Source organism: Streptomyces sp. NPDC045778 (assembly GCF_056431945.1).
Genome location: NZ_JBWKJZ010000046.1, coordinates 26,805 through 48,376, shown reverse-complemented (window position 1 = coordinate 48,376; position 21,572 = coordinate 26,805). Strand labels below are relative to the sequence as shown.

General features: G+C 72.7%; 15 protein-coding genes. 8 read left to right on the top strand and 7 right to left on the bottom strand.

Annotation, left to right across the window (positions count from 1 at the left end; translation table 11 throughout):
* The first annotated feature begins 20 nt into the window (after positions 1-20).
* From AC07GB_RS36455 to glpK, 4 genes are all read left to right on the top strand, one after another.
* Positions 21-446 carry a Zn-ribbon domain-containing OB-fold protein gene (locus AC07GB_RS36455; protein WP_478853264.1) on the top strand — a complete coding sequence of 142 codons (426 nt, stop codon included), beginning with the start codon at positions 21-23 and terminating at the stop codon, positions 444-446.
* The gene (locus AC07GB_RS36450) at positions 443-1,633 is read left to right on the top strand and encodes a lipid-transfer protein (RefSeq protein WP_478853242.1); all 1,191 of its coding nucleotides are present in this window, start codon (positions 443-445) and stop codon (positions 1,631-1,633) included. The genes AC07GB_RS36455 and AC07GB_RS36450 overlap by 4 nt, the downstream gene beginning before the upstream one ends.
* A 464-nt stretch (positions 1,634-2,097) precedes the next feature.
* Complete coding sequence (locus AC07GB_RS36445; RefSeq protein ID WP_478853240.1) at positions 2,098-2,853, top strand: MIP/aquaporin family protein; 756 nt, start codon at positions 2,098-2,100, stop codon at positions 2,851-2,853.
* A 75-nt stretch (positions 2,854-2,928) separates the two neighbouring features.
* A complete protein-coding gene (gene glpK / locus AC07GB_RS36440; RefSeq protein WP_478853238.1) occupies positions 2,929-4,464 on the top strand; it encodes a glycerol kinase GlpK in 1,536 nt (511 codons plus the stop codon).
* Between the two features lie 182 nt (positions 4,465-4,646).
* On the opposite strand, the gene AC07GB_RS36435 is transcribed toward glpK, so the two are convergent.
* From AC07GB_RS36435 to AC07GB_RS36415, 5 genes are read right to left on the bottom strand one after another with little or no spacing between them, the layout of a single operon-like run.
* Positions 4,647-5,252, bottom strand: a complete 606-nt coding sequence (locus AC07GB_RS36435) for a GTP-binding protein (RefSeq protein WP_478853236.1) — start codon at positions 5,250-5,252, stop codon at positions 4,647-4,649.
* Positions 5,233-9,039 (bottom strand): hydantoinase B/oxoprolinase family protein, encoded by a 3,807-nt coding sequence (locus AC07GB_RS36430; protein WP_478853234.1) that lies wholly within the window; start codon positions 9,037-9,039, stop codon positions 5,233-5,235. The genes AC07GB_RS36435 and AC07GB_RS36430 overlap by 20 nt, the downstream gene beginning before the upstream one ends.
* 25 nt (positions 9,040-9,064) lie before the next feature.
* Complete coding sequence (locus tag AC07GB_RS36425; RefSeq protein WP_478853232.1) at positions 9,065-9,472, bottom strand: DUF742 domain-containing protein; 408 nt, start codon at positions 9,470-9,472, stop codon at positions 9,065-9,067.
* A 9-nt stretch (positions 9,473-9,481) separates the two neighbouring features.
* The gene (locus AC07GB_RS36420) at positions 9,482-9,922 is read right to left on the bottom strand and encodes a roadblock/LC7 domain-containing protein (protein ID WP_478853230.1); all 441 of its coding nucleotides are present in this window, start codon (positions 9,920-9,922) and stop codon (positions 9,482-9,484) included.
* Positions 9,919-12,864: a nitrate- and nitrite sensing domain-containing protein gene (locus AC07GB_RS36415; RefSeq protein ID WP_478853228.1), complete on the bottom strand. Its 2,946-nt coding sequence runs from the start codon at positions 12,862-12,864 to the stop codon at positions 9,919-9,921. Before AC07GB_RS36415 ends, AC07GB_RS36420 begins: the two co-directional genes overlap by 4 nt.
* Before the next feature lie 949 nt (positions 12,865-13,813).
* Here AC07GB_RS36415 and AC07GB_RS36410 point away from each other — a divergent pair.
* On the top strand, positions 13,814-14,248 hold the full coding sequence (locus AC07GB_RS36410) for a hypothetical protein (RefSeq protein WP_478853262.1): 435 nt from the start codon (positions 13,814-13,816) through the stop codon (positions 14,246-14,248).
* 186 nt (positions 14,249-14,434) lie between these two features.
* Here the strand turns inward: AC07GB_RS36410 and AC07GB_RS36405 are convergent, their stop codons facing one another.
* Complete coding sequence (locus AC07GB_RS36405; RefSeq protein WP_478853226.1) at positions 14,435-15,916, bottom strand: NAD(P)/FAD-dependent oxidoreductase; 1,482 nt, start codon at positions 15,914-15,916, stop codon at positions 14,435-14,437.
* Positions 15,913-16,269: a bifunctional 3-phenylpropionate/cinnamic acid dioxygenase ferredoxin subunit gene (locus AC07GB_RS36400; protein WP_478853224.1), complete on the bottom strand. Its 357-nt coding sequence runs from the start codon at positions 16,267-16,269 to the stop codon at positions 15,913-15,915. The genes AC07GB_RS36405 and AC07GB_RS36400 overlap by 4 nt, the downstream gene beginning before the upstream one ends.
* Positions 16,270-16,890: 621 nt before the next feature.
* Between AC07GB_RS36400 and AC07GB_RS36395 the strand changes: the two genes are divergently transcribed.
* The 3 genes from AC07GB_RS36395 to AC07GB_RS36385 all read left to right on the top strand — a co-directional run bounded on the left by AC07GB_RS36395 (position 16,891) and on the right by AC07GB_RS36385 (position 21,528).
* A complete protein-coding gene (locus AC07GB_RS36395) occupies positions 16,891-17,634 on the top strand; it encodes an IclR family transcriptional regulator (RefSeq protein WP_478853260.1) in 744 nt (247 codons plus the stop codon).
* 274 nt (positions 17,635-17,908) lie between these two features.
* Positions 17,909-18,994, top strand: coding sequence for an S-(hydroxymethyl)mycothiol dehydrogenase (locus AC07GB_RS36390; RefSeq protein WP_478853222.1), 1,086 nt, complete (start codon positions 17,909-17,911; stop codon positions 18,992-18,994).
* A gap of 104 nt (positions 18,995-19,098) precedes the next feature.
* Entirely contained in the window at positions 19,099-21,528 is a 2,430-nt protein-coding gene (locus tag AC07GB_RS36385) for a GcvT family protein (protein WP_478853258.1), read from the top strand.
* Positions 21,529-21,572 lie beyond the last annotated feature (44 nt).

Genomic DNA, 21,572 nt, shown 5'->3' with positions numbered 1-21,572 from the left:
TGTCGCCGAAGCGGGTGCCTGTGGTGGCGCGGTGGTTCGCCGGGGAGGGCGATTCCTTCCGGCTGCTGGGGACGCGGTGCGCGCGGTGCGCCACGGTCCACTTCCCCCGCGAGGACGGCTTCTGCCGCAATCCGGAGTGCGGCGGCGACGAGCTGTCCGAGGTCCCGCTGTCGCGGCGGGGGCGGGTGTGGTCGTACACGGACGGGCGGTATCGCCCGCCGGAGCCGTACGTCTCCGATCCGGAACTTCCGTGGCGGCCCTACACGTTGATCGCTGTGGAGCTGGAGGACGAGCGCATGGTCGTGCTCGGCCAGGGGCCTCCTGGCGTGACCGTCGCCGACCTGGAGGTCGGGATGGAGGTCGAGGTCGTGCCCGGCGTGCTCCACGAGGACGCGGAGACGGTCTGGACCACGTGGCACTGGAGCCCGGTGGGGGTGAAGGCATGACAGGCGAGGTGGCGGTGCTCGGCGCGGGCATGCACCCCTGGGGCAAGTGGGGGCGCGGCTTCGTCACGTACGGCACGGTGGCGGCCCGCGCGGCCCTCGCGGACGCGGGCGTCGACTGGCGGGACGTGGGGTCCGTCGTCGGCGCGGACACGGTGCGCGGCGGCTATCCGGGGTATGTGGCGGGGGCGACCTTCGCCAAGGCGCTCGGCTGGCAGGGCGCGCGCGTGGCGAGCGTGTACGCGGCGTGCGCGTCCGGCGCCCAGGCCATCGCCACAGCGCGTGCGCAACTGCTCGCGGGGCTCGCGGACGTCGTGCTCGTGGTCGGCGCGGACGCGGCCCCCAAGGGGTTCTTCCGCCCTGCGGGCGGCGACCGGCCGGACGACCCGGACTGGCTGCGCTTCCGCGTCCTGGGCGCGACGAACCCCGCGTACTTCGCTCTGTACGCCCGCCGCAGGATGGCCGTACACGGCGATACGCTGGAGGATTTCGCCCAGGTCAAGGTGAAGAACGCGGCCCTGGGAGCGCTGAATCCGCACGCTCGCTACCGCACGGCCGTCACCGCCGACGAGGTCGCCGCCTCCGCCGTCGTGGCGGATCCTTTGCGGCTGCTCGACATCTGCGCGACCTCCGACGGGGCGGCGGCCCTGGTGCTGTCGACCATGGAGTTCGCCCGACGGCACGGCGCGTCCGACCCGGTGCGCATCCGCGCGGTGTCCACGGTCACGCCGACGTATCCGAACACGGTCCTGGACCTCCCGGACATCGCCACCGACTCGGCCGCCGTCGTGCCGCCCGCCGAGCGGACGTTCCGGGCGTCCATCGCGCACGCCGCGTACGAGGAGGCCGGCGTCGGCCCGGACGACCTCTCCTTGGCCGAGGTGTACGACCTGTCGACCGCCCTGGAGCTCCAGTGGTACGAGGACCTGGGGCTGTGCGGCGAGGGCGAGGGAGTCAAGCTGCTGCGCGACGGAGCGACCTCCCTGGGCGGGCGCATACCGGTGAACACCAGCGGCGGACTCGCCTCCTTCGGAGAGGCCGTCCCGGCGCAGGCGATCGCCCAAGTCTGCGAGCTGACCTGGCAATTGCGCGGGACGGCGGGAGACCGACAGGTGGCAGGGGCGCGCGTGGGCCTCACCGCGAATCAGGGGCTCTTCGGGCACGGCTCCTCAGTGATCGCGGTGCGCTGAGCCCTCTCCCGAGGGTTCTGCCGCGCGGCACAGGCCATGCCCCCGTGCGGCGCCGAGCTGTTCCGCCGGGCGGCATGTCACCGTCCCGCCCGACGGGCACGTCGCCGACCCTCCGGGCGGTACGAGCGCCCGTCACGGAAGGGGGCGCGCCGGTTAACCGGTGGCGTCGGCGACCTTGACGCTCCATCACGGGCGGTGAACACTTCCCGGTGTCAGTCGGCATCGCCGTTCTTCGGCTCCGTGCCGCTCAGGGCCCGTGTGCTCCCAGGCTCTGCACAGAAAGGGCCTGTTCAGCGGGTCATCCCCCCATGGGCGATGCGACTGCGACGGCACGCCCGTCTCCGGGGCGCGGGAGTCCCCTGCCACGGCGGATGCTGCTGTGCGTGAGCGGGCCGTAGTCGTGGGAAGCGCACCCTGCACGGAGGACCGGGGCCGTCGCCCCGGGCGAGGGACTAGGAGCCGCCATGTACTCGAACGGGGATATTTTCGTCGGTGAGGTCATCGGCACAGCGATTCTGATTCTCTTCGGCGCCGGCGTGTGTGCCGCCGTCACCCTCAACCACTCGAAGGCCAAGGGCTCCGGGTGGGTCGTCATCGCCCTCGGCTGGGGTTTCGGCGTACTGGCGGGCGCGTACACCGCGGGGCCGCTCTCCGGCGGCCACCTCAACCCCGCCGTGACGCTCGGCATCGCCATCGACACCGACAAGTGGGGCAAGGTCTGGATCTATCTGGCCGGTCAGATGGTCGGCGCCATGCTCGGCGCCGTACTCGCGTACCTGACGTATCTCGCGCAGTTCAACGCCAATGTGCCGACGAGCGGCAAGGGCGACCGGGCAGGCGGCCAAGGGGCCACGCCGACGCTCGGCATCTTCTCCACCATCCCGGAGATCCGGAACCCGGTGGCCAACCTGATCACCGAGGTGATCGCGACGATCGGCCTGGTGCTTCCCATCCTCGCCTTCGGACTCACCAAGGGACTCGGCGAGTCCGGGACGCAGACCCTGATCGTCGCCTTCCTGGTCGTCGGCATCGGCCTCTCGCTCGGCGGGCCCACCGGCTACGCCATCAACCCGGCCCGTGACCTCGGCCCGCGCATCGTGCACCAGTTCCTGCCGATCCCCAACAAGGGCACGTCCGACTGGGGTTACGCCTGGGTCCCGGTGGCCGGCCCGCTGATCGGCGGCGCCCTGGCGGGCCTCATCTACAACGCAGCCTTCTGAGCGGGCGCCCGGGGGACCTCCAGCGCCCCCGGGCCGCCTCCGCGCTCCCCGAGCAGCTTCCGACAAGGAGGAGCCATGACGGACAGCTCCGAGAAATTCGTCGCCGCGATCGACCAGGGCACCACCTCGAGCCGCTGCATCATCTTCGACCAGGACGGCGCGATCGTCGCCGTGGACCAGCGCGAACACCGCCAGATCTTCCCCAAGCCGGGCTGGGTGGAGCACGACGCCACCGAGATCTGGTCCAAGGTGCAGGCCGTGGTGGCGGGCGCGATCGCCAAGGCAGGGCTGCGCGCCGACCAGCTCAGCGCCCTGGGCATCACCAACCAGCGCGAGACCACGGTCCTGTGGGACCGCGCCACGGGCAAGCCGGTGCACAACGCCATCGTCTGGCAGGACACCCGTACGTCGGCGCTCTGCGACGAGCTGGGCGGCACGGACGGCCAGGACCGCTTCCGCGACCAGACCGGCCTGCCCCTCGCGAGCTACTTCTCCGGGCCCAAGGCGGCCTGGCTGCTGGACAACGTGCCGGGCCTGCGCGCGCGGGCCGAGCGGGGCGACATCGCCTTCGGCACGATCGACTCCTGGCTCATCTGGAACCTCACCGGCGGCACCAGCGGCGGCGTCCACGTCACGGACGTCACCAACGCCGGACGCACGATGCTGATGAACTTGGAAACGCTCCAGTGGGACTCCTCGATCCTCTCCGCCATGAACGTGCCCGAGGCGGTCCTGCCGGAGATCAGGTCGTCGGCTGAGGTGTACGGGACGGCCGTGGGACAGCTGGCCGGCGTGCCCGTCGCCTCCGCCCTCGGCGACCAGCAGGCCGCCGTCTTCGGACAGGCCTGCTACGACACCGGCACCGCCAAGAACACGTACGGGACGGGCAGTTTCCTGCTGCTCAACACCGGGAACAGGCCCGTGCCGTCCAAGAGCGGGCTGCTCACCACGATGGGCTACAAGATCGGCGGCGAGGCGCCCGTCTACTGCCTGGAGGGGTCCATCGCGGTCACCGGGGCGCTCGTGCAGTGGTTCCGCGACCAGCTCGGCATCATCCGCACGGCCGATGAGATCGAGCCCCTCGCGGCGAGCGTGGACGACAACGGCGGCGCGTACATCGTGCCGGCCTTCTCCGGCCTGTTCGCCCCGTACTGGCGCTCCGACGCGCGCGGTGTCGTCACGGGCCTGACCAGGTACGTGACCAAGGCGCATCTGGCGCGCGCGGTCCTGGAGGCGACGAGCTGGCAGACCCGCGAGGTCGTCGACGCGATGTACCAGGACTCGGGGGTGCGGATCACCACCTTGAAGGTGGACGGCGGCATGACCAAGAACAACCTGCTGATGCAGCACCAGGCGGATGTGCTGGGCGTGCCCGTGATCCGCCCTCAGATCGCCGAGACGACGTGCCTGGGCGCCGCGTACGCCGCGGGGCTCGCCACGGGCGTGTGGCACGACCTGGACGAGCTGAAGGCCCACTGGCAGCGCGACGCCGAGTGGACTCCGCGGATGGAGGCCCAGGCGCGCGACCGCGAGTACCAGAACTGGCGCAAGGCCGTGGAGCGCAGCTTCGGGTGGCACGCCGACGGCACGGACGGCAACGCCCAGGGCTGAGCCCCCGCACGCCGAGGCGACGGCGGCGGGCACGCGCGCGTAGGGGGCCGACGAGGCTCACGCGCGCGTGCGTGGCGGCGGCTCGTACCCCGGTCGGCGGGGGTGCGGGCCGCTCGCGGGGCGCGGGAGGCGGGGTTTCCGGGCCGGCTGGGCTTCCGCCGGGCTTCGGGCTCTCGCCGGGGTCAGGTGGCGACGGGCTCGCGGGCCGCTGCGCCGACCGCCATCGCGTGCTCCACCACGTCGATGAGCACCTCCTTGACGGACTCCTTCTCGCGCGCGTCGCACAGCACCACGGGGGTGCCCGGGTCGAGGTCGAGCGCCTGGCGCACGTCGTCGGCCGGGTAACGGGTCGCTCCTTCGAAGCAGTTGACTCCGACGACGAAGGGTATGGAGCGGCGTTCGAAGTAGTCGACGGCGGCGAAGCAGTCCTCTAGGCGGCGGGTGTCGGCGAGCACCACCGCGCCGAGCGCGCCGGTCGCCAGCTCGTCCCACAGGAACCAGAAGCGGTCCTGGCCGGGGGTGCCGAAGAGGTACAGGACGAGGTCCTCGCGGAGCGTGATCCGGCCGAAGTCCATGGCCACGGTGGTGGTGTGCTTGCCCGGGACGCCGTTGACGTCGTCCACGGGGCGGCCTGCCTCGCTGAGCGCCTCCTCCGTGCGCAGCGGCCTGATCTCGCTGACCGCGCCGACGAGCGTCGTCTTGCCCACGCCGAAGCCGCCCGCCACCAGGATCTTCAGCGTGACCGGCTCGACGGGGGCCGTGCCGCGCTCAGAACGCTTGAAGATCATTGCTCTCTTCTCCTGCATCTGTCATCAGTCGTGTCGCATGCGTTGGTCGGGGTGACGCGGGCCGGTCCTGTGCGGCGGGCGGGCCGTACCCGCCGCCTCCGGGGGTCTCGATCACGAGGACGTCGCCGGGGCCCGCGTCCGCCGTGTCGCTGCCGTCGAGCCGTACGACGGTGCCGTCGGCGCGCTCGATGCGGCCCGAGCCCAGGGCTCCCGGCTCGCCGCCCGCCATGCCGTACGGCGCCACGCTGCGGTGCTGGGACAGCGTGGAGACCGTCATGGGCTCCCGGAAGCGGATGCGGCGTACGGCGCCGTCTCCGCCGCGCCAGCGGCCGTCGCCGCCGCTGCCGCGGCGGACGGCGAACTCGTCGAGCAGGACCGGCAGGCGCCATTCCAGGACTTCGGGGTCGGTGAGGCGTGAGTTGGTCATGTGGGTCTGCACGACGGAAGCGCCGTGGAAGCCGTCGCCGGCGCCGGACCCCGAGGCCACGGTCTCGTAGTACTGGTGGCGGTCGTTGCCGAAGGTGACGTTGTTCATGGTGCCCGAGCCCTCGGCCTGGACGCCGAGCGCCGCGTACAGGGCGCCGGTGATGGCCTGCGAGGTCTCCACGTTGCCCGCGACGACGGCGGCGGGCGGCTCGGGTGACAGGAAGGTGCCGGGCGGGACGATGATGCGCAAGGGACGCAGACAGCCGTCGTTGAGGGGGATGTCGTCGTCCACCAGGGTGCGGAAGACGTACAGGACGGCTGCGTTGACCACGGCGAACGGCGCGTTGAAGTTGGTCGTCAGCTGGGGCGAGGTACCCGTGAAGTCGATGGTGGCCGTCCGCTGCTCGCGGTCCACGGTCACCCGCACCTTGATGACGGCACCCGAGTCGGTTTCGTAAGTGAACTCGCCCTCTTCTAGGGCATCGATAACGCGGCGCACGGAGTCTTCGGCGTTGTCCTGCACGTGGCGCATGTACGCCTGGACCACGTCGAGCCCGAAGTTGTCGATCATGCGGGTGACTTCGTCGACGCCCTTTTGGTTGGCGGCGATCTGGGCGCGCAGGTCGGCGAGGTTGGTGCCAGGGTTGCGGGAGGGGTAGCGGGCCTCGGTGAGCAGGCGTGAGGTCTCGTCCTCGCGGAAGCGGCCCGCTTCGACCAGGAGCCAGTTGTCGAAGAGGACACCTTCCTCGTCGATGGTGCGGCTGTGCGCGGGCATGGAGCCGGGCGCGATGCCGCCGATCTCGGCGTGGTGGCCGCGCGAGGCCACATAGAACAGGATCCGCTCCCCCGGGGTGTCGAAGACCGGGGTGATGACGGTGACGTCCGGGAGATGGGTGCCTCCGTGGTACGGGTCGTTCACCGCGTACGTGTCGCCGGGGCGCATGGCGGAACCGCGGCGGCGGATGATCTCTTTGACGCTGGTGCCCATCGAGCCCAGGTGCACGGGGATGTGAGGGGCGTTGGCGACAAGGTGGCCGTCCGGGTCGAACAGGGCGCAGGAGAAATCGAGCCTCTCCTTGATGTTGACCGACTGGGCCGTGGACTCCAGGCGGGCGCCCATCTGTTCGGCGATCGACATGAAGAGGTTGTTGAAGACTTCGAGGAGGACCGGGTCGGCCTCCGTGGTCGCGCGGGAACCCGTGGGCGCCGTGGCCCGTTCCATGATCAGGTGCCCGTCCTCGGTCGTCGCGGCCTGCCAGCCGTCGTCGACGACCGTGGTGGCGCTGACCTCGGTGATGATCGCGGGGCCGGTGACGGTCCTGCCGGGCGGCAGTTCCTCGCGGCGGTGCAGGGGGACGTCGTGCCAGGCTCCGCCTGTGTGCAGGCGTACGGGGTGCGTGGCGGCCGTGGCGGCGTGTGGGGCGGCGGCGCCGAGCCCGGAGAGGTCAGGGGGCTCGGTGAGGCCGGTGGCCTCCACGGAGAGGGCTTCGACGACGACGACGGGGCGGTCCAGGGTGAAGGAGTAGGTGGCGCGATGGCGTTCTTCGAAGGTGCGCCGCATGGCCTGCGGCTCGGTCAGCTCCACGGTGAGCGTGGTGTCGGTGCCGTCGTAGCGCAGGTGCGCGCGGCGCGTGACGCGGACGCGGTCTTCGGGCACGTCCTCCACGCGCAGTTCGGCGCGGGCGGCCTCCTCCAGGGCGTCCGCCGTCTCCTGGACCTGGCGCGTCGCCGCGGCTTCCAGGGGCGCCTCCACGGACTGCTCACGCATCGCCGTGATGTCGGCCAGGCCGATGCCGAGCGCGGAGAGCACGCCCGCCATGGGAGGCACGAGGACGGTGCGGATGCCGAGCGAGTCGGCGACCATGCACGCGTGCTGTCCGCCCGCGCCGCCGAACGTCGTCAGGGCGTAGCGCGTGATGTCGTGGCCCTTCTGGACCGAGATGCGCTTGACGGCGGCCGCGATGTTGGCCACAGCGATCTGGAGGTAGCCCTCGGCGACCTGTTCCGGCGTGCGGTCGTCGCCCGTGCTCGCGGTGATCTCGCGGGCCAGCGCGGCGAACCGCTCGCGGACCAGTTCCTCGTCCAGCGGCTGGTCACCGTCGGGGCCGAACACCTGGGGGAAGTGGGCCGCCTGGACGCGGCCGAGCGCCACGTTGGCGTCGGTGAGGGTCAGGGGGCCGCCGCCGCGGTAGCAGGCGGGGCCGGGATCGGCGCCCGCCGAGTCGGGCCCTACGCGGTAGCGGCTGCCGTCGAAGTGCAGCACGGAGCCGCCGCCCGCGGCCACGGTGTGGATGTCCAGCATGGGGGCGCGCAGCCGCACCCCCGCGATCTGCGTGGTGAAGACGCGTTCGTATTCCCCCGCGTAGTGGGACACGTCCGTCGACGTGCCGCCCATGTCGAAGCCGATGACGCGGTCGAAGCCGGCGAGCCGCGACATGCGGGCCATGCCCACGATGCCGCCCGCGGGCCCGGAGAGGATGGCGTCCTTGCCGCGGAACTGGCCTGCTTCGGCGAGCCCCCCGTTGGACTGCATGAACATCAGGCGCACGCCCTGGAGTTCGTCGGCGACGTGCTGGACGTACCGGCGCAGGACGGGCGAGAGGTACGCGTCGACGACGGCCGTGTCACCGCGCGGTACGAGCTTCATCAACGGGCTGACCTCGCTGGACAGCGAGACCTGGGGGAAGCCGACGGCACGGGCGAGGTCGCCGACGGCCTGTTCGTGGGCGGGGTACAGATGGCTGTGCACACACACGACGGCGACGGCGCGGATGCCGTCGCCGTAGGCCTGTCGCAGCGGTGCTTCGAGTGCGTCCAGGTCGGGGGCGCGCAGCACCTCTCCGTCGGCGGCCACGCGCTCGTCGACTTCGAGCACGCGCGCGTACAGCGCTTCGGGCAGCACGATCTCGCGCGCGAAGATCTGCGGGCGGTTCTGGTAGGCGATGCGCAGGGCGTCGCGGAAGCCCCGGGTGATGACGAGCGCCGTGGGCTCCCCCTTGCGCTCCAGGAGGGCGTTGGTGGCGACGGTGGTGCCCATCCGGACGGCGTCGATCGGTACGGAGCGCGGGTCGATCGGTACGGAACGCGGATCGATCGGTACGGAGCGCGGGTCGGCGGCGCGCAAGAGGTCCTGGGGAGCGCGGGGCCGCCAGCTGTCGCCCGCGCCCGTCTCCCGGGTTCCGGTGCCCTTCAGGGCGCCCGCTTCGGCGAGGAGGTGCGCGATGCCCGCGACGGCCGCGTCCGCGTAGCGAGCGGGGTGCTCGGACAACAGCTTGTGGGTGAGGAGGCGGCCGTCAGGACGGCGCGCGACGATGTCCGTGAACGTGCCGCCCCTGTCGACCCAGAACTGCCAGCCAGTCACGTCTCATTCCCCGCTTTCGCGCTGTTCAGAGCGCCCGGAGGCCGCTGATCACGTCGCGCAGAATACTCTCGTCCGGCAGCTCGGCAGGGGGTACGGGGCGGGTGACGTGCACCAGTTGGTCGTCCACGAGATCACCGATCAGAACGCGGATCACGCCGATCGGAAGGTCGAGTTCCGCCGCGAGTTCCGCGACGGACTGGGGGCTGTCGCGGCACAGGTCGACTATGTCCACGTGCTCCGGTGACAGCGTCTGGTCGGCCTCCGTGTCATCGGCGCGGGACTCCGCGACCACGACCGCGATCAGGTCGAGGCGGTGCTGGGCCGGGCTGGTGGTGCGGCCGCGCGTCATGGCGTACGGGCGCACCACCGGGCCGGCGTCGTCGTCGAACCAGCGTGGCGTCGAGGGAAGGGCCTGACCGTCGTCGTCGCTCATGCCCTCCCACTACCCTCCCGCGGGCAGGTCGGTGCGCGGCGCCGAACCCAGGTGCACGCCCACCCTCTTGACCAGCAGCGTCATCTCGTACGCCACCAGGCCGACGTCGGAGTCCGCGTCGGCGAGGACGGCGAGGCAGCTGCCGTCGCCCGCGGCCGTGACGAAGAGGAACGCGTCGTCCAGCTCGACGACGGTCTGCCGGACCTTGCCCGCCTCGAAGTGGCGCCCGACGCCCTTGGCGAGGCTGTGGAAGCCGGACGCGACGGCGGCGAGGTGCTCGCTGTCCTCCCGGGTCAGGTTCTTGGACACGCCCGTCGGCAGGCCGTCGCCGGAGAGGACGAGCGCTTTGCGGATGCTGGCGACACGCTCCACCAGGTCGTCGAGGAGCCAGTTCAGCTCTCCCGATCCCCCGGTCGCGGTGGTGCGTGTGTCGGCCTTCGGTGCGGTCATCGACCGTCCCCCTCAGATGTCGTTCCTGGTGCTGTGCCGTCAGGGGCGGTGTCGCCCGCGGCGTTCTCTTCGCGGCCGCGCTGCCAGCCGCGCTGGAGCGAGGCCATCCGGCTGCGTACCTCGTCGGCGTCGCGCTCGTCCGGCCCTGCGGCGGCCGGGGCGGTGTCGCGCTCCGTGCGGTGCCCGGGGCCTTCCTTGAGCTGTGGGGCGAGGTTCGCCTGCCGGACCCTGCGCGGCAGCCCTCCCAGGGCGGGCCTGCCGGGGTCCTGGGGCGCCGTGCGGGGCGGCGTCTCGGTGCTGCCTGCGGCCCGGTCCATGGCTTTCCTGTCCGTCCTCGCCGCCCGGTCCGCACCGGGCGCTGTCTCCGTGCGGGTGGTGCCCCGGGGCGGGTCCGTGGCCGGGCGGCGCCGGGGCAGCGGCCGCGGGTCCTCCTGGGGCTCGCGCCGCGCCGGGCGGGGCGGGGCCAGGTCGGGCCGGCCGCCGTCGGAGCGTGGGCGGCGCGGCGGTTCGAGGCCCGCGCGGTCGAACGTGGCGTCCTGGGCATCCGTGTCGCGCGCGCGGGTCGGGCCGACGCGGCGGCCGTGCGAGGAGACCAGCTTCGGCGTGCTGCGGCGGGGCAGCGGCGCCGCGCCCCCGGGGGCGCGTTCGCCGTCCAGGAGGTCGTCGCGGCCCGGGACGTCGTAACCGGTGGGATAGCCGGCGGGGCCGGTCGTCCGGGCGGGCTCGTCGAGAGCTGTTTCCCGCGCTTGCTGATGCTGCTCTACGGAGGTCTCGGTGACGCGGCGGCGCGGCCGGAACAGGCCACCGCGTTCGCTTTCGGTGTCCTCCAGGTCACCGAGTTCATCGAGAGTGTCCGAGAAGCCCTCCAGGCTCGCCATGCCGACGGGGGCCTCCAGCTCGACCGGTCCGCCCAGGATGGAGGCGGGCAGGCCGGGGAGCTGGACAGGGACCTGGGCGAGGGCCGAGGCGCGGTCGTCCGCGGGGTCGCCGCTCACCGCCGGGGCGGGCTGCGGCCGGTCGAGGCGGAAACCGACGCCTCCTGTGTCGGGCACGTCGTCCGTGAGCAGGGCCTCCGGGATGAAGACGACGGCCGTCGTGCCACCGTACGGAGAGGGCTGCAAGGAGACGCGGACACGCTGTCGTTGGGCCAGACGGCTGACGACGAAGAGGCCGAGGCGGTCGGTATCGGACAGTTCGAACTCGGGCGTCTCGGCGAGACGGAGGTTGGCGTCGAGGAGCGCCTCGGACGCCATGCCGAGGCCCCGGTCGTGGATCTCCAGGGTGAAGCCGTTGGCCACGTGCTCCCCCAGGACCTGCACCGCGGTGTGCGGGGGTGAGAACACCGTGGCGTTCTCCAGCAGCTCGGCGAGCAGGTGGGTGAGGTCGGCGACGGCGGGCCCGGTGACGGCGATCCGGGGCAGTCGGCGCACCTCGATGCGTTCGTAGTCCTCGACCTCGGCGACGGCCGCGCGGACGACGTCCATGAGCTGGACGGGCTTGCGCCACTGCCGGGAGGGCGCGGCGCCGGAGAGGATCACGAGGCCTTCGGCGTGCCGCCGCATGCGGGTGGTGAGGTGGTCGAGGCGGAACAGGTCGGCCAGTTCGTCGGTGTCCTCGGTCCTGCGCTCCATGGTGTCGAGGAGCGTCAGCTGCTTGTGCAGCAGGACCTGGCTGCGCCGGGCGAGGTTGACGAACACCTCGGAGACACCGCGGCGCAGGTCGGCCTGTTTGACGGTGGCCTCGACGGCGGCGCGTTGCAGGGTGTTGAGCGCCTGGCCGACCTGGCCGATCTCGTCCTTCTCGTAGCTGAGGCGGGGTGCCTCGGTCTCCACGTCGACCTGCTCGCCCGCCGCGAGGCGCCGCAGCAGGCCGGGCAGGCGCACGCCGGACGCCTCGTGGGCCTCCAGGCGCAGGCGGCGCAGGTCACGGATGAGGGCGCGGCCGACGCGTACGGAGAGCACGATGGAGATGACCACGGCGAGCAGACCGACCACGCCGACGACGGCCAGCTGCACGATCACGCCGACGGCCTCGGGGCGGGCTCGGTCACGCAGCCGGTCGATGGCCGCGTCGTTGCGCTCGGCGAGGCCGAGGAGGACCTTGTTCGCCTCCTCGTTCCAGTCGGAGGAGGTCACCGCGCGCGGAGCGTCGGGGCCGGACTCCACGAGGGACTTCTCGGCGTCGCGCAGGCGGGCGGTCTCGGCGCCGTTCCAGTAGCGCTCGTAGCGGGCGCGCTCGCCGTCGGGGAGCTGGGCGAGGCTGTTGTCGAGGAGCAAGGAGCGCTGCGCCATGAGGTCCGTGACCTGGCGCACTTCCGCCTTCGGGACGGTGCCTGTGACCAGGGCCGAGGCGATCAAGGCGTCTTCGCGGGAGAGGAGTTCACGGGCCTGGTCGACGCCGACGAGGGCGCGGCTCTGCGCGGTGATGCTCACGTCGTCCAGGGCGTTGAGCGTCGCGAGGAAGTCGTAGCAGGGGTCGGTCAGGCGCGTGTACATCTCCAGCGCCCTGTCGCGACTGATGGTGCCTTCCCCGACGGTGCGGCGCAGGGCCCCGAGGCCGTCGAAGGCGTCGAGGACGGCGGTCAGGCGTTCCTCGGAGTGCCGGTCGAGGACGTCGCGGGAGTCGGAGTCCTTGGCGGCGGACCTGACCTTGGCGACGAGTTCGTCCGTGGCGTCGCGGCTGCTGCGCAGCGCGGCGAGCGCGTCCGACGCCCGGGGGTCCGCGAGGTGGATGAGCGTCTGGCGCCGCTCCTCCTGGACGACTTGGACGGTGTCCTGGAGGGGCTTGGCCAAGTCGTCGATGATGTACGCGGTGTCGATCAGCTTGTTGGCCTCACGCCCGGTCACGAACGTGGCGAATCCCCAGATCGCCGTGAGGGACACGAGCGGCACGAGCAGCAATGCCACGATCTTCCGGCGGATCGACTTCCCGCGAAAGCGCATGGCCTCCCCTAGATCGAGCCCGTGCGACCGCGCGAATGGCCCAGGGGCACGCATGTGCGTCAACAAACGGCGCGAGCCTACTACTGACACACGAGCAACTCGAAGGCACGTCCGGATGCTTTTCAGCCGTGACGCGAAACGGACGTCGGGAGTTGTCCGCCCATTGCGGGAGATTGCCTCCCGCCCGCGCCACGCCACGCGTGACCCCATCCCCCTTACGCCTACGGCCAGTTGGCCTGAAGTGTGCGCCGCCGGGGCCATCACCCGTACGAGTGACGTCTCGCGCGGGGCGGGAATCTTCGGCGGGGCTTGTTCGTCGATCAGTACGGAAGGGGAGTACGAGGTCGAATGAGGGGGGGCGACCGGTGGGCATGGACGGTGGACGCGACGGGTTGGCGTGGGCGAGGTATCCGGACGGGGCGCGGAGGCCGAATAGCGAGGGGCGCGGGACCGAACGGCCATGTACGACTTGGCGGGTGGCGTAAAGCAGCGTAAAACGGGCAGCAGCCAGAGAGTCGGACCTGAGACTCTCGGTGGCCGCGGGGCGCGGGACAGCGTGCGTGCGACACGCGCCGTGCCGTAAGGCAGCGGGGGGAGTGACGAATTGATGAGCACGACGGAGCGCGACAAGGCGTCCGGGAAGCACGCGATCGGTGAATCAACCGGTGAAGCAGCGGGGCTGGACGTGCAGTTGGCCGCGCGAGAAGAGGGCGAGCAGGAGCTGCCGGGCCAGCCCTGGCGGGCCGAGCGCGCGCGCAGACGTGAACTGCGCAGGGCCGAGCAGGAAGGCGGCGGGGCCGGAGCGGGGGGAGCCGGGCCGCTGGGCCTGAGGACGCGGGAGGCCGCGCCGCGAGCGGACCCTGAGCACGCCGACCCTGAACGGCCCGCCCTTGAGCGGGCCGCCCCAGGACGCGCCGAGCAGCGGGAGGCCGGAGCCGGTGCTGCCGCCCTGCGGACGGGAGACGACGGCTTGGAGTACGGCGCGTATGACACAAGGCGACCACTCTGGATCGAGGAGCCCGCTGCCCGGCCGCGACTGCCGGACCCCGTGCGCACCGCCGCCGTGCGAGCCGTGCTCATCGTGGCGTTGACGCTCATACAGGCGATGACGGCGTTCTTCTGCGCGATGGCCGGGTCCTGGCTGGCCTTTCCCATGGTGCTCAGCAGCGTCGCCAGCACGGTCGCGGCCACCTGGGGCGTCCTCGACGTCTGGGTCACCCGCCAGGTGTGGAGCCAGCGCAACGGCGTCGTGTCGGCACCCAGCAGCACGGCACGCCGGCTCCGGCGCGAGCGGCGCAGGGCCCGCCGGGCGGCTCGCGTGGCCGCCCGCGCCAAGGAGGACATACGGGGGCGGGGCGCGGCTCGGCAGCTGTCGCACTCCTGAGGGCACGCGCCGCGCCTCGCGGACACCACGTCCCACCTGGCACACGAGCGGGCTGCGGGCTGCGGGGCTCTACGTGCTCGCGGGGCCCAACGGGCTCGTTGGCGGGCAGCATCGCTCCTCGCGGGCGGGCATCGCGTCCTGCGGGCGGGCATCGCGTCCCGCGGGCGGGGGCGGTGCGCCGTGCCGCTACACCGTGGCCGCGTGGCTGGCCCGTAGCTCTCGTCGGGCGCGCATGAACGCGCGCGGGCGGTCCACGGCCAGGACGGCCGAAGGGCGACCCTCGTACTCGTACACCGCCAGGAAGCCACCGTCGTCCGGAGCGAGGCCGCCCTCCTGTACGTGGACCGTGGCCGTGGCAGGGCGGTGGCCGGCGAACTGGATGCGGGAGCCGTACTGGTCCGACCAGAAGTACGGGAGGGCACTCGTGGTCTCCACGGTGCGGGCGGCGAGCAAGTTGCGTACGGCCACGCGGGGTTGCTCCGTGGCGCTCGTCCAGTGTTCGGTGCGGACGCCGCCCACGCGGGCGACGTCTCCCACGGCCACGACCTGCGGCAGCGGGGTCACGCAGCCCTCGTCACACGCGACCCCGTCGCGCAGTTCGCCGCAGCCGCTGTCGAGCCGGGTCCCCTCCAGCCAGGTCGTGTTGGGGCGGGCTCCGATGCCGACGATCACCACGCCGGCGGGGAGCAGACGGCCGTCGGCCAGCTCGACCGCGGCGACCCGGCCCCCGGTGGTGGGGGCGGACGCCGTGCGAGGCGCGGGATGCAGGCCTGCCACGCCCGTGCCGGTGAGCAGCCGCGCCCCACCCCGCCGGTGCAGGTCGGCACAGAACGCGGCCATGTCCGGGCCCAGTTGAGGGAGCAACGGCAGCGGGGCCGCCTCCACGACGGTGACATCGTGGCCGAGCGCCACGCACGACGACGCGGTCTCGGCACCGATGAAGCCACCGCCGATCACCACGACCCGGCGGGGACTGCCGGCCAGCGCGGCGCGCAGGGCGCGGGCGTCGTCGAGGGTGCGCAAGGTGTGGACTCCGGCGAGGGGCGGGCCCGGGAGGGCCCGGGCCGTTGCGCCGGTGGCGATGACGAGGCCGTCGCCGACGACCGAGCGGCCGTCGGCGAGCCGTACCGTACGGCTGCCTGCGTCGAGGCCGATCGCCGGGACGCCGAGGAGCCACTCCGCGTCCAGCTCCGCAAGTTCCTCGGCATCGGCGAGGGCGAGGTCGGGCTCGTCTGCGGTGCTGAGGCTCAGGTCTGCGTCTATGCCGGTGCCGGTGTCGGGTCTCCCGATGGCTGAGGCCGGGCCTGTGCCGTTCGCGGGGTGCCTGCCTGCGGCAGTCGCGGAGTGCGTACCGGTGCCGGTCGCGGAGTGCGTACCGGTGCCGGTCGCGGCGTGCGTACCGATGCCGGTCGCGGCGTGCGTACCGATGCCGGTCACGGGGCGCGTACCGGTGCCGGTCGCGGGATGCGTACCGGTGCCGGTCGCGGGATGCGTACCGGTGGCGGTCGTGGCGTGCGTGAGGAAGGTCTTGGACAACGGCGGCCGGTCGTACGGCGCGTGGGACTCGGCGCCGATGACCACGAGGCGGCCGTCGAAGCCCTGGGCGCGTAGCTCGCGGACCGCGTGGAGGCCGGCGAGCGAGGCGCCCACGACGACGACCGTCCTCATGCGGCGGAGCCCTCGCCCGCCGCCGCGCCCGCCTCGGCCGGGACCGAGGGCGCGCCCGTGACATGGACGTGGACCACGCCGTCCACGACGCTCACGCGGTGGGTGCGGAGGGGGCGGCGCGCGGGCAGGCAGGTCGGTTCGCCCGTCCTGAGGTCGAACGAGGCGGCGTGCAAGGGGCATTCGACCAGGCAGCCCTCCAGCCAGCCCTCGGAGAGGGAGGCGTCCTGGTGGCTACAGGTGTCGTCGATGGCGTACAGGGCGCCGTCGGCGTTGAACACCGCGACGGGCGGAGTGGTGTCGAGACGAACGGAGGCGCCCGCGGGGAGGTCGTCGAGGCGGCAGACGGGAATCATGGTGTCCCTCTGGATCTCTCGGTCGGATGTGGTGGAAGGCTTGGCTCGGACCGGAGCGGCTGGGGCCGGTCGGTGCTTGGCTCGGTGCGTCCGGTCCGGCGGGGCTCGGGCTGCCGGCCGGGGTCGGGCTTCGGGTCCCGGGCAGGTATCCGAGGCCCTGGACAGGCGCGGAGGTGCGGGCACCCTGGTCAGTCGCGGGGGTTCAGGTCTCGGCGAAGGACTCGGCGAAGGTCAGGCCCCAGCGGGGGCCAGGCCTCAACTCCCGCCGGGAGCCCGGGGCTCGGAGCCCGGCCAGAGCCATGGCCTCGGTCCTGGCCCCCCAGCTCTCTGTCCAGCTGTGTCAGGAGGCCCCAGCGCTGCTCGGCCCCGTTTCGGCTGGGGACTCTTCGGTAACATGAAGTTTCATATGGCGCACCACGTAGTGCTATACGCAACAGAATCCGGTGGGACGTCCACGGAGTCAAGGGCTTCCCTGAGACGCGGCGTCAACCGCCGCCGAGTGGTGAGAGTTGAGATATGACCCGCACGCCGAAAAGCCCTGACCAGACCGAGGAGCCGCGCCAGGACGCGTCCGGGGCCACGAGGTCCCGCGCGCGGCAGTCCGGGGCGGCCTCGGGTTCGGTGCAGTCCGTGGACCGGGCCGTGAGCGTCCTGGAGATCCTCGCCCGGCACGGCGAGGCGGGAGTCACCGAGATCGCCGACGAGTTGGGCGTGCACAAGTCGACGGCGTTCCGGTTGCTGGGGGTCCTGGAGAACCGGGGCCTCGTCGGCCAGGCCAAGGACCGCGGCAAGTACTTCCTCGGCGCGGGCGTGCTGCGCCTCGCGGGCGCCGCGGCCGTGCGCATGGACATCTCCCAGGAGGGCGGGCCCGTCTGCCGCGAGCTGGCCGACGAGCTGGGCGAGACGGTCAACATCGCGATCCTCGACGACGACGCCGCGGTCAACATCATGCAGGCACGCGGCCCCGCGTCCGTGACCGCGCAGAACTGGCTCGGCCGCCGCACCCCGCTGCACGCCACCTCCAGCGGGAAGGTGCTGCTCGCCCACCTGCCGACGACGCTGCGCGAGGGCTTGGTCGCGCGTACGCTGCCGCGCCTCACCGAGCACACGGTGACCGGCACGGTGGCGCTGCGCGGCGAGCTGGAGGCCGTCGTGGAGCAGGGCTTCGCGACGGCTGTGGAGGAGTTCGAGGTGGGGCTCGCCGCCGTCGCCGCGCCGGTGCGCGCGCACGACGGCAAGGTGATCGGGGCGCTCAGCGCGTCCGGGCCGGTGTACCGCCTGACCGAGGACCGGCTCACCGAGTTGGCCAAGCGCACGGTCGCGGCGGCCGTGGAACTGTCACGCCGCATGGGCTACGGGTTCTGACCGCGGGCGGGACCACGCGCCACCGCCCCGCCGGGCCGGGGCACGGCCGGCGGCCGCGCGGTGGGCGACGGGCGACGGGCGGCGGGCCCTCCGGGGCGCGGCCTCGGCGCGGCAGGCGTGCTGCCGAAGGTTCGCGTCCGCCCTTCGACGGCCTCTTGACGGCTCCTTGATGCCGCTCGCACGATGTTCCCGATAGCGCAACGAATCGTGGAGTACGCAACAACAGCCCGCGTTTGCGCGCAGTCGCGCAACGGTCCCGCAGAGGAGCCTGGCCGTGCCACACGAGGTCCGTGGCGTCGTCGCCGCGAAGAAGGGCGCACCCGTCGAGGTGCAGACGATCGTCGTGCCGGATCCCGGACCGGGAGAGGTACTCGTCTCCGTGCAGGCCTGCGGGGTCTGCCACACCGACCTCCACTACCGGGAGGGCGCGGTCGGCGACGACTTCCCGTTCCTGCTCGGGCACGAGGCCGCCGGAACGGTCGAGGCGGTCGGCGAGGGCGCCGGCGGTCTACAACCCGGCGACTGCGTGGTGATCGCCTGGCGCGCACCGTGCGGGACGTGTCGCTCCTGTCTGCGCGGCCGCCCCTGGTACTGCTTCGACTCGCGCAACGCGGCCCAACCCATGACGCTCCTCGACGGCACGCCGCTGACCCCCGCGCTCGGCATCGGCGCCTTCGCGCAGAAGACGCTGGTCGCGGCGGGCCAGGCCGTGAAGGTCGACCCCGCCGCACGCCCGGAGGCGGCGGGGCTCATCGGCTGCGGCGTGATGGCCGGATACGGGGCCGCCGTGCACACGGGCGGCGTACGCCGCGGCGACACCGTCGCTGTCATCGGCTGTGGCGGTGTGGGCTGCGCGGCGATCGCCGGAGCCGCGCTCGCCGGGGCCAGGCGCGTCATCGCGGTCGACGTCGACGACGCGAAGCTCGACGGCGCGACCCGGTTCGGGGCGACGGACACGGTCAACTCCCGCGGCACGGAGCCGGTCGCGGCGGTGCGCGGCCTCACCGGCGGCTTCGGCGTCGACGTGGCGATCGACGCGGTGGGCGTCCCGGAGACCTATCGCCAGGCGTTCTACATGCGCGACCACGCGGGCACCCTCGTCCAGGTCGGCGTGCCCGACCCGGCGATGACCGTCGAGCTGCCGCTGATCGACCTCTTCTCGCGCGGCGGAGCGCTCAAGTCCTCCTGGTACGGCGACTGTCTGCCCACGCGGGACTTCCCGATCCTCGTCGACGAGTACGTGCGCCGCAGGCTGGACCTGGGCGCGTTCGTCAGCGAGCGGGTCGCCCTCGACGAGGTCGAGGAGGCGTTCGACCGAATGCGGGACGGCAAGGTGCTGCGCTCGGTGGTGGTCCTGTGACGACCGCGCGCGACGGGTCCCGAAACGCCCCGCCCCAGGACACCCGGCCCTCCCCGCGGTACGCCACCGCCCCACAAGCTGGCCCCGGCAGCCCCCGCGTCGTCATCATCGGCGCCGGAATCGTCGGCTGCTCCCTGGCCGACGAACTCACCGCGCGCGGCTGGAGTGACGTCACCGTCCTCGAACAGGGGCCGCTGCCCGCCCCTGGCGGTTCCACGTCGCACGCGCCCGGGCTCGTCTTCCAGACCAGTCCGTCCAAGACGCTGAGCGAGTTCGCCGCCTACACCGTGCGGAAGTTCACCTCCCTGACCGTGGACGGCCTCCCCTGCTTCCACCCGGTCGGCGGCCTGGAACTCGCCACCACCCCGGAGCGCTGGGCCGACCTGCGCCGCAAGGCCGGGCTCGCCACGTCCTGGGGCGTACGCGCGCGGCTCGTCGGAGCCGAGCGGTGCGCGGAGCTGTGGCCGCTGCTCGACAGCGGGCAGGTGCTCGGCGGTCTGCACACGCCCGACGACGGGCTCGCGCGGGCCGTGCCCGCCTGCCGCGCGCAGATCGACCGGGCCACCCGGCGCGGCGCCCGCTTCCTCGACCGGCACACCGTGACCGGCGTCGAGCGCGCCGAGGGCCGGGTCACCGGGGTGGTCACCGACCGCGGCACGTTCCCCGCCGACCACGTGGTGTCGGCCGCCGGCTTCTGGGGCCCGGTGATCGGGCGGATGGCGGGCGTCGACGTACCGCTGCTGCCGCTCGCCCACCAGTACGTGAAGACACGGCCGCTCCCCCAGCTCGCGGGCCTCAACGACCCGCGCACCGAGGCCTCCCGGCCCATCCTCCGGTTCCAGGACCGGGACCTGTACTTCCGCGAGCACACCGACCGCATCGGCATCGGCTCGTACGCCCACCGGCCGCTGCCCGTCGACCCGTTCACCATCGACTCGTACGACGAGGCCGCCGCACGAGGGTGGTCCGTGCCCGCCATGCCATCGGCGCGCCCCTTCACCGAGGAGGACTTCGCCCCCAGCTGGCAGGACTGCTGCGGTCTCCTGCCCGTGCTCAAGGAGTCGGCGGTCGACGAGGGGTTCAACGGCGTCTTCTCCTTCACTCCGGACGGCATGCCCCTGCTCGGCCAGTCCCCGGCGCTGCGCGGCTTCTGGCTCGCCGAGGCCGTGTGGGTCACGCACTCCGCGGGCGTCGCCAAGGCGCTCGCCGAGTGGATGGTCGACGGCCGGCCCGCGACGGACGTCCACGACTGCGACCTGACGCGCTTCGAGGACGCGCAGCGCTCCCCCGCGTACGTCGCGCGGCGCGGCGCCCAGCAGTTCGTCGAGGTCTACGACGTGATCCACCCACAGCAGCCCCTCGATCAGCCGCGGCCGCTGCGCGTCAGCCCCTTCCACGCCCGCCAGGAGCAGTTGGGCGCGGTGTTCCTGGAGGCCGGCGGCTGGGAGCGCCCGCACTGGTACGAGGCGAACGCGCCGCTCACCGAGGGCCTGGAGCTGCCACCACGGGACGCCTGGTCCGCCCGCTACTGGTCCCCGATCGCCGCCGCCGAGGCGCAGGCGACTCGCGAGCGGGTCGCGCTGTACGACATGACGCCCCTGCGGCGCCTGGAGGTCACGGGCCCCGGCGCCCTCACCTTCCTCCAGCGCATGACCACCAACAACCTTCACAAGAAGCCTGGTTCGGTCACCTACACCCTCCTTCTCGACGAGGCGGGCGGCATCCGCTCCGACCTGACCGTGTCACGGCTCGCCCCCGACCACTTCCAGATCGGCGCCAACTCCCCCGCTGATCTCTCCTGGCTACTGTGGCACGCGCCGGACGACGTCCACATCAGGGACATCACCCAGGGGACCTGCTGCGTCGGCGTCTGGGGGCCACGCGCCCGCGCGCTCGTGCAGCCCCTCACCCACGACGACTTCTCACACCGCGCCTTCGGCTACTTCAACGCCCGGCGGACGTACGTCGGCGACGTCCCGGTGACGGCTCTGCGCCTGAGCTACGTCGGTGAGCTGGGCTGGGAGCTGTACACCACCGCCGACCTCGGCCTGCGTCTGTGGGACACGCTGTGGGAGGCGGGCCGTGACCTCGGCGCCGTCGCGGCCGGGCGGTCCGCCTTCACCAGCCTGCGCCTGGAGAAGGGCTACCGCGCCTGGGGCCACGACATGACCACCGAGCACGACCCCTATGAGGCCGGGCTCGGCTTCGCCGTGCGGCAGGACAAGGGCGACTTCGTCGGCCGCGCGGCCCTGCGGGAGCGCGGCCCCGCCACCCGGAGGCTCACGCCGCTGCTCCTGGACGACCCGGCCGCCGTCGTCCTCGGCAAGGAGCCGGTCTACGTCGAGGGTGCCCCGGCCGGATACGTCACCAGCGCCGCGTACGGCTACACGCTGGGCCGCTGCGTCGCCTACGCCTGGCTGCCCCCGCTGCCCACCGGAACACCCGCGTCCATCGAGTACTTCGGTGAGCGGCTGCCCGCGACAGTGGCCGACGAACCCCTTTTCGACCCCGAGATGACCCGCATCAGGTGCTAGCCGTCCGCTCCCCGCACCGACGCCCCCTTGGAGACCCGCAGCCC

Coding starts and splice junctions, on each gene's coding strand:
- AC07GB_RS36450 (WP_478853242.1), top strand. CDS start 443: ATGACAGGCGAGGTGGCGGTGCTCGGCGCGGGCATGCACCCCTGGGGC.
- AC07GB_RS36445 (WP_478853240.1), top strand. CDS start 2,098: ATGTACTCGAACGGGGATATTTTCGTCGGTGAGGTCATCGGCACAGCG.
- glpK (WP_478853238.1), top strand. CDS start 2,929: ATGACGGACAGCTCCGAGAAATTCGTCGCCGCGATCGACCAGGGCACC.
- AC07GB_RS36435 (WP_478853236.1), bottom strand. CDS start 5,252: ATGATCTTCAAGCGTTCTGAGCGCGGCACGGCCCCCGTCGAGCCGGTC.
- AC07GB_RS36425 (WP_478853232.1), bottom strand. CDS start 9,472: ATGAGCGACGACGACGGTCAGGCCCTTCCCTCGACGCCACGCTGGTTC.
- AC07GB_RS36420 (WP_478853230.1), bottom strand. CDS start 9,922: ATGACCGCACCGAAGGCCGACACACGCACCACCGCGACCGGGGGATCG.
- AC07GB_RS36415 (WP_478853228.1), bottom strand. CDS start 12,864: ATGCGCTTTCGCGGGAAGTCGATCCGCCGGAAGATCGTGGCATTGCTG.
- AC07GB_RS36405 (WP_478853226.1), bottom strand. CDS start 15,916: ATGAGGACGGTCGTCGTCGTGGGCGCCTCGCTCGCCGGCCTCCACGCG.
- AC07GB_RS36400 (WP_478853224.1), bottom strand. CDS start 16,269: ATGATTCCCGTCTGCCGCCTCGACGACCTCCCCGCGGGCGCCTCCGTT.